General features: G+C 42.7%; 12 protein-coding genes. 8 read left to right on the top strand and 4 right to left on the bottom strand.

The features are described 5' to 3' along the window. Nucleotides 1-34 precede the first annotated feature (34 nt). Both hypF and ACFO6W_RS20605 read right to left on the bottom strand, forming a co-directional pair. Nucleotides 35-2,290, bottom strand: a complete 2,256-nt coding sequence (gene hypF, locus ACFO6W_RS20610) for a carbamoyltransferase HypF (protein WP_380000105.1) — start codon at nt 2,288-2,290, stop codon at nt 35-37. A gap of 3 nt (nt 2,291-2,293) precedes the next feature. Then, complete coding sequence (locus ACFO6W_RS20605; protein ID WP_379999964.1) at nt 2,294-2,839, bottom strand: FmdE family protein; 546 nt, start codon at nt 2,837-2,839, stop codon at nt 2,294-2,296. A gap of 266 nt (nt 2,840-3,105) precedes the next feature. Between ACFO6W_RS20605 and ACFO6W_RS20600 the strand changes: the two genes are divergently transcribed. From ACFO6W_RS20600 to ACFO6W_RS20570, 7 genes are all read left to right on the top strand, one after another. Continuing rightward, nucleotides 3,106-3,351, top strand: coding sequence for a HypC/HybG/HupF family hydrogenase formation chaperone (locus tag ACFO6W_RS20600; protein WP_379999962.1), 246 nt, complete (start codon nt 3,106-3,108; stop codon nt 3,349-3,351). Next, complete coding sequence (gene hypD / locus ACFO6W_RS20595) at nt 3,348-4,439, top strand: hydrogenase formation protein HypD (RefSeq protein WP_379999960.1); 1,092 nt, start codon at nt 3,348-3,350, stop codon at nt 4,437-4,439. Before ACFO6W_RS20600 ends, hypD begins: the two co-directional genes overlap by 4 nt. A gap of 75 nt (nt 4,440-4,514) precedes the next feature. Continuing rightward, the gene (hypE, locus tag ACFO6W_RS20590) at nt 4,515-5,552 is read left to right on the top strand and encodes a hydrogenase expression/formation protein HypE (RefSeq protein WP_379999958.1); all 1,038 of its coding nucleotides are present in this window, start codon (nt 4,515-4,517) and stop codon (nt 5,550-5,552) included. Nucleotides 5,553-6,151: 599 nt separating this feature from the next. Continuing rightward, nucleotides 6,152-7,267 (top strand): hydrogenase small subunit, encoded by a 1,116-nt coding sequence (locus tag ACFO6W_RS20585; RefSeq protein WP_379999956.1) that lies wholly within the window; start codon nt 6,152-6,154, stop codon nt 7,265-7,267. A 12-nt stretch (nt 7,268-7,279) separates the two neighbouring features. Beyond that, nucleotides 7,280-8,998, top strand: coding sequence for a nickel-dependent hydrogenase large subunit (locus ACFO6W_RS20580; RefSeq protein ID WP_379999954.1), 1,719 nt, complete (start codon nt 7,280-7,282; stop codon nt 8,996-8,998). 127 nt (nt 8,999-9,125) lie between these two features. Further along, nucleotides 9,126-9,875: a Ni/Fe-hydrogenase, b-type cytochrome subunit gene (gene cybH, locus ACFO6W_RS20575; RefSeq protein ID WP_379999952.1), complete on the top strand. Its 750-nt coding sequence runs from the start codon at nt 9,126-9,128 to the stop codon at nt 9,873-9,875. Beyond that, nucleotides 9,872-10,318 carry a HyaD/HybD family hydrogenase maturation endopeptidase gene (locus tag ACFO6W_RS20570; RefSeq protein WP_379999950.1) on the top strand — a complete coding sequence of 149 codons (447 nt, stop codon included), beginning with the start codon at nt 9,872-9,874 and terminating at the stop codon, nt 10,316-10,318. The genes cybH and ACFO6W_RS20570 overlap by 4 nt, the downstream gene beginning before the upstream one ends. 630 nt (nt 10,319-10,948) lie before the next feature. Here the strand turns inward: ACFO6W_RS20570 and ACFO6W_RS20565 are convergent. Beyond that, entirely contained in the window at nt 10,949-11,422 is a 474-nt protein-coding gene (locus tag ACFO6W_RS20565) for a hypothetical protein (protein WP_379999948.1), read from the bottom strand. Between the two features lie 305 nt (nt 11,423-11,727). On the opposite strand from ACFO6W_RS20565, the gene ACFO6W_RS20560 reads away from it, so the two are divergent. Beyond that, nucleotides 11,728-12,165 (top strand): hypothetical protein, encoded by a 438-nt coding sequence (locus ACFO6W_RS20560; RefSeq protein WP_379999946.1) that lies wholly within the window; start codon nt 11,728-11,730, stop codon nt 12,163-12,165. A gap of 16 nt (nt 12,166-12,181) precedes the next feature. Here the strand turns inward: ACFO6W_RS20560 and ACFO6W_RS20555 are convergent, their stop codons facing one another. Then, complete coding sequence (locus ACFO6W_RS20555; RefSeq protein WP_379999944.1) at nt 12,182-14,815, bottom strand: hypothetical protein; 2,634 nt, start codon at nt 14,813-14,815, stop codon at nt 12,182-12,184. Nucleotides 14,816-14,833 lie beyond the last annotated feature (18 nt).

The raw sequence follows: 14,833 nt of genomic DNA, 5'->3' as shown, positions 1-14,833 counted from the left end.
TGTGCCGGTATGCCAACAATAAAACATTGGCATATTACTTTATTAATTTATTAGTTGCAGCTATTGCCATTTGCCCTACTGCTATACCTCCGTCATTACATGGAATTCTTGAAGGAATGTACAATGGTATTCCTTCCTGCGAAAATAACGATTGCAAATGTTCTGTCAAACGTTTATTCTGAAAACATCCACCTGAAACGACAATCTTTTTCACACCGGTTTGTTCGAGCAACCGCTTCGACTCCTCCAATATAATAAATGCCAGCGAGTTATGAATTTTTGCTGAAATAAGAGTAATATCCATTCTATTATCCATATCCCTCAATACACCTTCGAATATCGTTTGGGTAGAAATCACGTCAGAACCGGTATGGATATCATAACAGGCCGTATTATCATCCGATGCCGCCTGTTCCAGTAACACAGGTGCTTCTGCCTGTCTTGTCGCCACATCACAAAGCCCCAATAAGGAAGCAAAAGCATCGAATAAACGCCCCGCGCCTGATGATAAAGGTGAGTTGATCCCCTTATCAATTAGCTGTTTTAATGCTTCAATCCTATCCATCCCTACCCTATCGGCAAAAGAGCGGGGAAAAGGTAAACCATAATGGTTCAGATAAGCGACAGCCATACGCCACGGCTCATCAGATACCTTATCGCCGCCCGGCATCGGTATATAATCGAGATGCGAAAGGCGGATATAACCCTTCCTGTCGCAAAGAAAAAACTCCCCACCCCAGATATTCCCATCATCACCCAACCCCGTACCATCCCACACTGCGGCGATAACCTCTTCGTGTATCCCGTATTCGAGCATACAGGCGGCGGCATGCGCATGATGATGTTGTACTTTGAACAAAGGTAAACTATTTTTAGCCGCAGTCTCCTCCGCTTCACGGGTCGACATATAGTCGGGATGCAGGTCACATACCAATTGTTTGGGAGTAAAGCGGAAAAGATGTTGAAAACGATCCAGTGATTCTTTATAAAAGCTAAAAGTCTCCCAATTCTTCAAATCACCGATATACTGGCTTTGTATAACTGTATCAGCTTTTCCTAAAGCGAATGTATTTACCTTTTCTGCACCGAAAGCAAGTATCCCTTCCACATCCACATCAGCAAACAAAGGCTCGGGAACGTACCCGCGTGAACGGCGTATCATACAGGGCTGATTATCAAAAATATGCATCACTGAATCATCGACACGATTGTGTATCGGACGGTTATGGTGCAGAATCAATTCTACTTTATCCCCGAACTGTCCGGTAACCTCTTCCTGTGAGATAGTTATAGGTAAATCGCTCAGATTCCCGCTGGTCATCACTAAAACGGGCGTATCTATATGCTGGAACCAGTCGTAATGTACCGGCATGTATGGCAGCATACAGCCTAATGTTTTCATTCCGGGATTCACTCCGGATGCCAAACCTCTGTACTGTTTCAATAAAACAACCGGCCTGCGCCACGATGTAAGGCTATCTCTCTCTGCATCATTCAGGTTAGCGTATTCCCGGATACTTTCCTCATCACGGAACATGACAGCGAAAGGCTTGGTATCCCTGTGTTTTATTTCACGTAAATGCTTCACGGCGTCTTCATTCGTGGCATCGCAAACCAAATGATAACCACCGGTGCCTTTTACGGCTATTACTTTACCGTCATTGAGCAGTTTCGATGTCAAGACCAGTAAAACACTATAATCTGTCTGTTTCACCCCCAGATATTCCGTATAATATACCGGCCCGCAATGATTACACGCGATGGGTTGGGCATGGAAACGGCGGTCGTGTATATCCGAATATTCTTTCTCACAATCGGTACACATTATAAATCCCGTCATTGTTGTATTTATCCTGTCGTACGGCAAATCTCTGATAATAGAAAAACGTGGGCCGCAGTGAGTACAATTAATAAACGGATAGCCGGTACGATGCGCCTGCGCTTGCCTGTCGCGGAGACATTCATCACAGACCGCTATATCAGGAGCGACCTGTGTTACCACATCTGATGAAGACCGGCCGGAGATAATTGCAAAGTCAGTATAGTTTTTTTCCGATTCTGTCTCATGGACTTCAATCTTATGTATGCCAGCTGCTCCGGGACATTCATCCTGTATTCTGCGTATAAATAAATCCCGCTGAGATTGCGACAGCTCAGCCTCGACAACCACCCCGTTCGTATGATTTGCGACCGTACCTTTTATTCCCATCTTCTTTGCCAGCAGATAGATAAAAGGGCGGAAACCAACGCCTTGCACAAGACCGTATATCGTTAACCGGGTTATCAAAATCACTTATATTTTTACAGGTTCAACCTCGAAAATCTCTTTCCTGTCCAAATCGGACCAATACCGGACAGCCAGTTTCCGCACGTGTCCCCAATAACCGGGAGCATGCCCCCAGCGTTCAGCGGCGCTTTCTATTTCGTTCCCTATCCTATTCGATATCCTGTCTTTGACCTTTATCCTTATAGCATTGTCATGCGTTGAGAATACAGCTGCCGCCAGTGGGTACTCAGCCGGAGGAGAGTATATAAGACCATGCCCCAATGTAGCGCCCGTACTCACCTGCAATCCGTCATTCATACAGCTTAGCGGAGGATTAAGCCCCGCAAAGGATGTTATACATAGATCTCCGGCCGCTACACCTAACTGTTCGAGCGCGAAAAGCCCCATCTTAACCCCTATCACGGCATATATGCCCAAATGTCCGTGCAATTCATTTGTTAATACAGCAGCCCGCCACTCGCTCAATCCGTATTTCCGGATAGTTGCGGTTACCATTGGACGCATATCGGGAGAATAAAACTCAGGATTCTGAGGAAATTCGTTGAACACCATATGTATAAATTTTGTTTATCAGTTATAGTTATTAGTTATAAGTAATGACGGCTTGGATTATGCCTGCAAGCCATTTATAATTCAGGTTAACTAGCCGATTCACTGATATATATTATCAAAATACTAGAAAACAGCATCTTATAAAAATAAGATCAGGAAATAACAAAGGTAAAAAAATATTCTATATTGTAATAAATGAGACTGTTTAGTTAAAAAATAATCTTTATATTTGAAGATAGTAACCGTAATCTAAAACCCTTAACCCTATGTGTCTGGCAGTACCGGGAAAAATAATCAGCATAGACGATAGCATTCCTGAATTAAGAATGGCAAAAGTCGATTTTGGCGGTATGATGAAAAATGTCTGCATCCAATGGGTAGAAGCCAATGAAGGGGATTATATCCTGGCTCACGCCGGAATGGCAATATCACTGATAGACGCCGGAGAAGCTGAAAAAACGCTTGCCGACTTCAAAACCATAGCACGCTCCCTCGAAAACCCCGCGATATGAAATACCTCGATGAATACAGGGACAATAAGCAAGTGCAGATGCTTGCAAGCGCAATACGGAGATCCGTTACGCGACAGTGGCATATCATGGAAATATGCGGCGGGCAAACCCATTCGATCGCGCGTTACCGTATAGAGGAAATGTTGCCTGATAGCGTAAGGCTTCTGCATGGTCCCGGATGCCCTGTCTGCGTTACTCCTGCCTATATAATCGACCATGCCCTGGAAATAGCCGGCCGGCCGGATGTTATATTCACCTCTTTCGGCGACATGATGCGGGTTCCCGGTACAAAAGAGGATTTACTAAGGGTAAAAGCCAGAGGCGCTGATATACGTATGCTATATTCCCCTGTGGATGCGTTGGAACTGGCTCTGAAAAATCCTGATAAGGAAATTGTATTCTTTGCTGTCGGATTTGAAACGACTATCCCTGTTCACCTGACAGCATTGAAAGAAGCGCAAAGAAAAGGCCTGGAAAACTTTTCCCTACTCACTTCCTTATTTACCGTCCCCCCTGCCATAGATGCCATCCTATCCGATAGAGACAATAAGGCGGACGGATTTCTCGCGGCAGGCCATGTTTGCTCCATTATGGGATGTAAGGAATATTATCCGCTGGCGGAAAGATACAATAAACCTATCGTGGTCACAGGTTTTGAGCCGATAGATATATTATATGGCGTCTACAAATGTATCCTGCAATTGGAAACAGGTGAAGCCTATGTAGAGAATGCATATAAAAGGGCGGTAACAGAAGATGGCAACATGAAAGCACAAACCTTAATGAACGAAGTGCTGGAACCTTTTACCCTGCAATGGCGTGGAATCGGGCTAATTCCATTGAGCGGATTACGCCTGAGAAAAGAATACGAACTATATGATGCTGCACAAAAATTCCCATACAAAGGAAATACCGGAGCAGCCGGAGATAAACCCGGAATGGAATGCATTGCCGGAGATATTATGAAAGGAAACAAGCAGGCTGCCGATTGTCCTTACTTCGGGTCGGATTGCAGCCCTGAACATCCTCTTGGCGCACCTATGGTATCTGCCGAAGGTGTCTGCGCGGCATATTATAATTACAAATGAGCCTTTAGTTATTAGCAAATGGCTTTAGGAAAACTAAAAAGAAGCTGAAAGCTATCAGCTAACAGCTAAGTAAATATGGAAATGAACTGCCCCGTACCTTTTACCGATTCAGACCGTATCCTTCTGGGACATGGCAGTGGCGGACGGCTTACGCATCGCCTGATAGAGCATATATTCTACCCTGCATTCCGCAACCCGTTGCTGGAACAAGGCCATGACGGCAGTGTATTCGCCGTGGAAAAAGGCCTGCTGGCAATATCAACCGACTCGTTCGTCGTCGATCCTGTTTTCTTTCCCGGCGGTAATATTGGTGACCTTGCAGTAAACGGTACTGTAAATGACCTGGCCTGTTGCGGAGCAAGGCCCTTATATCTGACTGCCGGATTTATTATAGAAGAAGGCTTACCTCTTTCAGACCTGCAAAAGATAGTGAACTCGATGAAAGAGGCTGCCGACAACGCCGGAGTATATATTGTAACAGGAGATACAAAGGTGGTGGAACGAGGCAAATGTGATAAAATATTTATAAATACAAGTGGTATTGGCATCGTTGCGGAAAATATAAATATTTCGCCCAAAAACGCGAGGGAAGGTGACGTAATTATTTGTAGCGGCCCGATCGGGATACATGGTATAACCGTACTTTCTACCCGTGAAAGCCTTGGTTTCGAGACCTCATTAACAAGTGACACCGCAGCCCTGAACGGCATGATTACTAAACTATACACAACCGTGAACGAAATACATGTCCTGCGTGACCCTACAAGGGGAGGGCTAAGCAGTGCCCTGAACGAAATAGCACAGGCTGCGAAAGTGGATATTGAGCTTAACGAAGCCTCTATCCTTATCCCCGATACTGTACGTGCCGCGTCCGAAATATTAGGTCTTGATCCGCTGTATATTGCCAATGAAGGGGTAGTTATTGTTATCCTGCCCGAAAAATATGCGGATAAAGCGCTGGAAATCATGCACCGGTTCGATGAAGGAAAGGATGCAGCAGTTATAGGGCGCATATCCTCAACGGGTAATGGTCTGGTGAAGATGAAAACAGCATATGGAGGACACCGGGTTATCAGTATGTTGAACAGCGACCAGTTGCCACGGATTTGTTGAAGAAAAACGAATAGATTTATCTATAATGTACCGCTCCCAACTCCCAAAAGGGAGATGACAGAGTGAGGAGAAAGAAGCCAACGGGTAACAGTATGAAAAGTATGCAGAGGCGTTACTTTTGTTACCTTTTAACAGTTACAAGTTACTTCGCCCTAGGGCAGTTACGAGTTACAAGTAGACGAGATACGAGATACGAGTTGTTAACTGATAACTGATAAGATGCTTCGCTCCGCTCAGCATGACAACGTACAGCACTGTTAACTGATGACTGCTAACTGTTTACTGTAAATAGTGTTACCTTTGTTACCTTTTAACAGTTACGAGCTACTTCGCCCTACGGGCAGTTACGAGTTACGAGTAGACAAGATACGAGATACGAGTTGTTAACTGCTGACTGCTGACTGTTTACTGTTTACTGTTAACTGAAATAAGTGTTACCTTTTAACAGTTACGAGCTACTTCGCCCTTCCGGCAGTTACGAGTAACAAGTTGGTTTACTGTTTACTGCTAACTGTTTACTGATATACCTGTTACTTTTTAACCGTAAAGAAACAACAATAATAGAACAATAAGATCAACTAATTAAATACTTTATAAATATGGAAAAGAAAAGACCATCCGTTTATGAAGAGAGCCGTAAGAAAGGAGTTACACGCCGCGACTTCCTTAAATTCTGTACCATGATGGGTGCTTTGATGGGACTTGAAGCTACGGGAGTAGCCCAGGTAGTAAAGGCCCTGGAAACAAAATCGCGCCTGCCGATAATCTGGCTGCATTTGCAGGAGTGTACATGTTGCAGCGAATCGTTTATCCGTACTGCCCACCCTATCCTTGCCGATCTGCTGTTCAACCAGATCTCACTCGACTATACGGAAACGCTGATGGCCGCATCGGGCGATCAGGCCGAGAAATGCATGCACGATACAATGGAAAAATTCAAAGGTGAATATATCCTGATGATCGAAGGCTCTATCCCCACTAAAGACGAAGCCTATTGCTGTATAGGCGGACGCAGTGCCAAACAGATAGTGGAAGAAGCCTCAGCTGGAGCCAAAGCCGTAGTAGCATGGGGCAACTGCGCATCGGCAGGCTGTGTGCAGGCTGCAAATCCGAATCCGACGGGAGCACGGCCTGCCCACCGGATAGTAAGCGGAAAGACCGTTATCAATGTACAGGGTTGCCCCCCTATCGCAGAAGTAATGGCCGGGGTAGTGGTTCATCTGCTTACATTCGGGACTATACCTCAACTGGATAGCCTGGGCCGTCCTAAAGCATTTTATTCGCATCGTGTACACGACACCTGTTACCGCCGCGCTAATTTCGATGCGGGGCTGTTCGTGGAAAGTTTCGACGATGAAAATGCAAAACGTGGTTATTGCTTATACAAAGTAGGTTGTAAGGGACCAAGCACCTATAATTCGTGCGGTATTATAAAGTGGAACGAAGGCGTAAGCTATCCTATCCAGAGCGGGCATCCGTGTATAGGATGCAGCGAAGAAGGTTTCTGGGATAAAAGCCCGTTCTACAAACGCAATCCGACAACCCATGGTTTCGGTATAGAAGCCACTGCCGACGACATAGGACTTGCTCTGGGTGCCGCTACCGTAGCGGGAATAGCCGCCCACGCCGTAGCAACCAATATCCGTAAAAAGAAATTGATTGAAAACGAAGTACCTCACGAGGAAGAAGTAAAGGAAGAAAGTAATAACCTGTAAACTTAAAAAACTATGTCAGAAAGAATAGTCGTCGACCCGATTACCCGTATCGAAGGTCACTTAAGAATAGAAGCCGAAATAGAGAACGGAATTATCAAAGATGCTTACAGCTCGGGTACAATGGTGCGTGGCATTGAAACCATTGTAAAAGACCGTGATCCTCGCGATGTATGGGCATTTGTAGGCCGTGTTTGCGGTGTATGTACATCTACACATTCGCTATGCTCGGTACGCGCCGTGGAGGATGCCCTGAATATTGTAATCCCCCCGAATGCTGAGATGGTGCGTAATATTATGGCTAATGTGCTGTATATGCACGACCATGTTGTACACTTCTATCATCTGCATGCCCTCGACTGGGTAGATGTAGTCTCCGCCCTGAAAGCCGATCCTGTGGCTGCATCGGCCGCGGCACAACAATTATCGGCATGGGCGAAGAGTTCTGCCGGCTATTTCAAAGGCATACAGGACAGAGTAAAAAAATTCGTGGAGAGCGGCCAGTTGGGCATATTTGCCAATGGTTACTGGGGGCATCCCGCTTATAAGCTTACGCCCGAACAGAACCTGATCGCCGTAGCACATTATCTGGAGGCACTGGAATGGCAAAAAGAAATAGTGAAAGTACATGCCGTATTCGGAGGTAAGAATCCTCATCCGAACTATCTGGTAGGCGGTATGCCTGCAAGTATCAACATCAACGACGCCAATGCAATCAATGCCGAAAGGCTTGCCTTTGTAAAGGAAAAGCTGGAAGAAGCCAAAACCTTTATCAATCAGGTTTATATCCCCGACATTCTTTTGATAGGCAGTGTATATAAAGACGACTGGGGTAAAATCGGCGGCGGAATACACAACTATCTGGCATATGGCGATTTCCCGATGGAGGGCTCAGACCCGGGCAGTTATAAGATGCCCCGTGGTATTGTCCTTGACAGGGATTTATCGAAAGTACACCCCGTAGATGCCAATTCTCCCGACGAAATACAGGAATATATCTACCATTCATGGTACAAATACAGCAAAGGAGACAACACAGGCCTGCATCCTTACGAAGGAGAAACAGAACTGCATTACACCGGTCCCCGTCCACCATACAGGCATCTGGATATAAACGATAAATACAGTTGGATAAAAACACCGCGATGGAAAGAGAAACCGATGGAAGTAGGTCCTCTGGCCAGAATGCTGGTCGCATATGCCTCCGGTAAAGAACCTCAGAAATCACTGATTGACGATACTTTAAAAGCATTGGACCTTCCGGCAGAAGCGCTTTTCTCTACGCTTGGCCGAACCGCTGCACGCGCATTGGAATCGAAACTGAATGCCGATTGGGCACTGGAATGCTATGATAAGCTGATAGCCAATATTAAAGGTGGGGATAGCCGCATGGCAAATCAGGAGAAGTGGAAAGAAGATTCATGGCCGAAAGAAGCGAAAGGCGTGGGCCTTACGGAAGCTCCCCGCGGAGCACTGGCTCACTTTGTTGTTATAGAAAACAACAGGGTAAAAAATTACCAGTTGGTAGTACCCACAACATGGAATGCCTCGCCGCGGGATGAAAAAGGCGTACTTTCCGCTTATGAATCCTCTTTGATAGGAACACCTGTTCACGACCCGAATCTGCCACTCGAAATCTTGCGCACAATACACTCATTCGACCCATGTCTGGCCTGTGCAGTCCACCTGTACGACGAGGAAGGGAAATATGTACATCAGATGGATACATTTTGAGAAACGAAAAGTGAAGGATAATTATCAGATTCGAATATCAGCATATTAGCAAATGATATTGCAGCTTGCGCTCCATTTACTAATCTTCAGATATGCTAATTATCTACTCATAACTAAATATTACAATATGAAAAGTCGTAAAGAAAAAGTAAGGGAAGTCTACGTATGGGAACTGCCCGTGCGCTTTTACCACTGGGTGAATGCATTATGCATTGTAATCCTCTGCGTAACGGGGTTCCTCATCGCCGACCCTCCGGCAATTATGAGCGATACGGAAGCTACATTCCGGTACTGGTTCGGAATAGTGCGCTTCATCCATTTTGTAACAGCCTTTGTCTTCTTCTTCAATTTTGTATTCCGGATTTACTGGGGATTTGCAGGTAATAAATATGCCCGGTGGAGCAACTTCATTCCCCTGAAAAAATCCCAGTGGAAGGAACTTGTTGAAGTTATCAAAGTGGATGTACTGATGATAAAGAATAAGCCGGTAGACAGTATCGGGCACAATCAGGTCGCCAGTTGTACTTATTTCATTATGTTTTTGGCATTCCTGCTTCAATGCATTACCGGGTTCGGGCTGTATGCCCAGATGAGTAAGGCCGCTTTGCCTAAGTTGTTTGCATGGATGGTACCGGTTATGGGCGGCGACCTGATGGTGCGCCATATACATCATTACCTGATGTGGTTTTTCATTCTTTTTGCAATCGGCCATGTCTATCTTGTATTCTATCATGACTACATCGAGCGTCGTGGGGTAACATCCTCTATGATCGGCGGATGGAAGTTTGTGGAAGAAAATGTTGCCGAAGCCGAGGAAAAAGCCGATGCAAAAGACAGAGCCACGAATAACCCTGTAAATGTCGCTATAGAAAAATGAAAACCCTTATTCTGGGAATAGGAAATATATTGCTGAAAGACGAGGGCGTGGGTATACACACTATCCATGCTCTTGAAAAAATAAAACTACCTTCCGGTGTCGACCTGATGGACGGAGGTACCGGGGGTTTTCACTTGCTGAGCTGGCTGGAAAGCTATGACCATATCATAATGATAGATGCCACGCTGGACAATAATCCTCCGGGAACAGTAAGATTGCTTCACCCGCGATATGCTTCGGACTTCCCGCCATTGATGAGCGCGCATGAGATTGGGCTCAGGGATATGATGGCGGTCATGGAACTCACGGAAAGTATGCCTAAAGTAGACCTGATCGTGGTTTCTGCTGCGGATATCAGTGAGGTAGGAATGGATTTGTCACCTGAGGTTGAAAAAGCTATACCGGATGTGATAAAGATCATAAAGGATATATTGCATGAGTAGGTATCATGATGCTCAAATAAAGCCACGCGAACCTCACAGCTCACATGGCTCCACACTTCACAAACTACACAAAACTTGCGGTTCTTCCTTAAATCTTAAAAAAATCTAATTTCGTGCTAATTAAAATTTATAAAACAATATTCATATTGGGTATTTATGCTCAACTAAACAACTACAATTTATATAAATCCATATATTAAATGAGTTCGGTATCCAGGCTGTTATTTTTCAGGCTATAAATATTATATTCATCTTACATAGGTAAAAGTAGTATAATCCGATGTGATAAACAGTTCTATTTATGAGTATTTTAAGATCAGGTTGTTTCTTATTTAAGAGATGGAAGTATTAACCATTTCGAATCCTGGAATATTAAAAATATAAAAGCATCAATTTATCGTTTTCAGATAAATCTAACAAATGCAGTTTCGATTATCGAAAAACACACTATATATCAACAATATAGCCAAAACGATATATTTTCTTCTAAAAAAGGAAGAAAAACAAGATAATCCCGGTTTCTTTATAAGAGGATTTACATAAAAGACAAAGAGAATACAGAACTTGTATTTTAAGTTAAAATACTCATAATCTGCGTTTAAAACCAGACTATTTATTTCATAATAAGGACTAAACTATCATGGCGTTCTTCTTCTCCTTCACCCCCTCAACATACCCCGCAAAGAAAAACGGGATATTGTCTTCACTGCCATTCTCGAAACGTCCCTTTACCTTCTCGTATGCAAGTAATGACATTTCAAATTCGGGCTGTCCGGTAACTAACACTGGCTGATCCAGTTTATCGTACCAATAATACCGCCCTCCAAAATTCTGGCGGGCAACTTCAAATATATACGCGCCTATCTTTATTATCATTATTCGCTTTGTCTCATCATTACCCTGTTTATAAAACGGCGTGTTCTCTTCCATTATCTCATCCAGCAACTGAAGGCTATCCACGCTGAAATCAAGCAGAGCAACGTCCTTAAATTGATTAACCAAAGCATTTGCATTTGCCTGCATATCTTCAGCAAACTGCCTGCGATCTTCATCTGTCACTTCTGTCACTTGTTTTTTCTTCCTGAGGAAATCAAATAGTCCCATACTTATGTACTGATTACAAATTTAGAGTTGCAAGTTACAAATTTTCGCTTAGTAATCGGTCGCCTTATCAATATTATAAACAAGCGGGTAGTTCGATCCGTGCTGCCTCTTAAAGATTATTTACTAAAACCTGACAAACCTGACACTTTTTACACATTTTTCCATCTGTCATTTTTGTTGCTCATATTTTCTGCCCTTTTCGGAGAACATCGTATTTCCATAATATATAAATTTTTCGTTTTCAATTGTTAATTCTCGATCAATTTAACTATCTTTGCCTTTAACAAAACTATATCCTAAAAGCGATGAAGAAACTCCTGTATTTTTTATTTATTTGCTCGTTGTGCATGGGATTCGTTTCCTGTGGCGGGGATGATGAACCGGAGCCGGAACCCGAAAAATTTGTATGGAATGGTGACTGGAATGACCCGAACGATAAGAATTATAAGCCGGAGGGATATAATCCGATAGAGGGATTGTGGAGAGGTGACAATAATGATGAATATGGATTATATTTTTCTAAGGACTTTAAAACTTACATTGTTACTTTTTTCCCTAATGGACAATATCTGACCTCTGGCACAGGTATGACATACACAATAAATGATAAGGCTTATAGAAATGGTTATATACCTATATACAGATATGAAATAAAAGATAATAAATTATATTTAGTAAATCAAGCTCTTGGTGGCATTTTAGTTACAGAAGGCTGGAGTGTATATATTAAAGTAAAAGAATAAAAGGGGTTTCCCCCTTTTATATTATTTTCCTTATTAATTTGAGGATACCTTTTTTCTTGCATAGAGGATCATAACCATCTATTTCAGCAATATTGTATAAATCACCGTTAAATTTCACCAAAAATGTTTTCAGGTTATTATATTCCTCGGGTGTAAGCAGGCAATCTACAACAGTATAACTATTCGCCGAGTTCAATAGCAATAAGAAATACTCATTGAGAATAGAATCCGTTTCGTTTCCGTAATCAAGTACCAGCTTCTTATCTCCATTGGTATAGGAGTTTGATACAAGGGCAAACTTTAAAGGTGTTCCTTCTATGGATATATCAAACAATCCCGATTTATACCAAAAACGTTGTGCTTTATCAGAATAATACTTATCCATCATATCTGCATAATCATAATCTTTTTCCCATGCTTCATGTTCCATTATAACAGGTATGCTGACAATTGGATTTATTCCCTGCTTAGCATTCTCCTCGTTGGCAAACAAGTCTTTGTACCAGCAGTAAGAAAAATTGGATGTCTGTGTAATGGCTGTAGTTTCCGAACTTCCGGTATAATATTTTCCACCTCCACCCATGCCCGAATTGATCGCTTTTTCATCCGTTTCATTCCCATCTTCATCTTTTACATATTCCTTCAATGTATTGTAATAGCCTTCTTCGTTCGTGTCTATTGTAAAGCCAATATCGTACAGGTAGGGCAGTTTTAATGATTCGTTCGACCTTTGATTTACATTGGCACATTTGTCGAGGTCTATAATATTTGTAGCACGGGTTATAATATTTCTGTTTTTTACATTTAACTCAAAATTAGTTTCTCCTGTATTTACGATATTAAGATTGAACGCTTTACAAAAGTTATCGATCCAGTCATTGACTTTTATCGCGCTTGGCAGCAATTTTATAAGGTTCATTTTCCCAACATCGAAAACTGTTTTATCAGTCCAGTGCATTGCATCGGTACTCGACCCATCATCACCCATTTTCAGCCAGCTGCGGTAAGGAGTAAAAGGTTCTAATGTCAATTCGAAGTCTATTTCATGGTTGTACCATGCATCGGTTTTTCCTTTTAGTGCAGCCAGCCTTGATGTGGATACGATAGTTATACATTCACCTTTCTCCAGCCAGATTATTTGGGAAACCTGCCCTGTTCCATTCCAGTCGTCTGTCCTCGTGGTATGAGTCCGCATTTCTGCAGGAATATCTTCCAGTTCGACAACAAATTTCCGGGGCGTATCCAAATTATTTGGAGAAAAATAGCCTTCACTTTTTACCGCAGAATAAAACCTATCTTTTACACCACCTTCCTTATTACCATAACTCCATGAGAGCCCTCCGCTTATGGCTATCGGATTATGGAATTTTCCATTGCCAACCAGCAGATTATCATAAGGAGTTATAATCTCTATGGAAGTATCTTCTCCTCCCCAGGACAGACCGCAAATGAGATGGGGGTTTTGCTTTGGATCTACAAAATTTACCGCATGAGCTTTAGGGTAGATCTTATTTGCATCGCCTAGATTCTGATCTATATTATTATAGCAATAGATATTATCAATCATCTGGCTATCTAATACATCACTATCTGTGTATCTCAACACCTTTGCTTCATAGATCGGATTTGCCAAACTTCCCTGAAATATACTCATACCCGCCGGGTCTTCCAAACCCTCTGTTTTACCACGATAAACAGCTTTGAAAAACAATTTATATAAGCCTGTTTGTGGTATTTTAAAAACTGTATTAGTAGTATCACCCTCTTTGGATATTGAAATATTTGTTCCTGATTCGCTTTTTTTCAGATTTCTTATATTTTTTGAATTGAAAAAATTTCCGGTTATATAACCCCGAGGAATGCCTGGTATTTCAGCATTGTTAATGTGATAATTGTCTATCACACCGTTCATATAATTACCCCATGTCCCTGAAATTTTCAAACTTCCTATACCCCAGAGTTTTTCATAATTTTCAGGGTTTTTATATGATACATACAGATTTTTCAGCCTTTCGTCTGTCATTGCACTGCCTGTAAGTGAATAGCCTGAATTTTTAAATATTTGTTCCAGCATTTGCAGGCAATTAACAGACGGCGGAAAATTTTCCAAACCAAATACAACAGATGCGTCATAAACGTTTTTCGGAGTATAAGTTTTATTTGTATCTCTTTTCGGCATCAAGTTATAAAGGACAAACGGAAATATACATTCCGAATTTTCTTTTGTGTTATATGTTGTAACGTCCTCTATTTTCGTGAAATCCACTAACCACTTCCCAGCCTGATTCATCTTCATCTCCCCGAAAATATCCTTCACTGTCTTCGCCACCGGAATCCCAAGGTTCCCCTTGTAATAATCTTTTCCTATCTCACTGATTTTAAACTTGCCGTCAAAAATCTTTGTCCCGCTTGCCACCAACTGCGCATCGTACAGCTGCGAGAATTTCCCTTTCACCTCCTCGGTGTTCGTATAGCCGAAGATAGCGTTGTTGGTAGCCGTGGCGGGCAGGCTGACGTCGTATGAGCGTTGCGCGTCTTTAGTGCTCAGTTCCGCCGGATTCAGTAATTGACGCTTGAGATAGATCGAAAAGTCCTTCGGGTTTTCTATCTCACATAATTGATTGTTGATGTAGAGTTCTAAACTTGCCATAATACCTTGTTTAATATG

The organism is Dysgonomonas termitidis, from assembly GCF_042654545.1.
GTDB classification, from domain to species: domain Bacteria; phylum Bacteroidota; class Bacteroidia; order Bacteroidales; family Dysgonomonadaceae; genus Dysgonomonas; species Dysgonomonas termitidis.
Note: the sequence above shows the minus strand (reverse complement) of the source record. Positions and strands in the feature narration are given on the sequence as shown.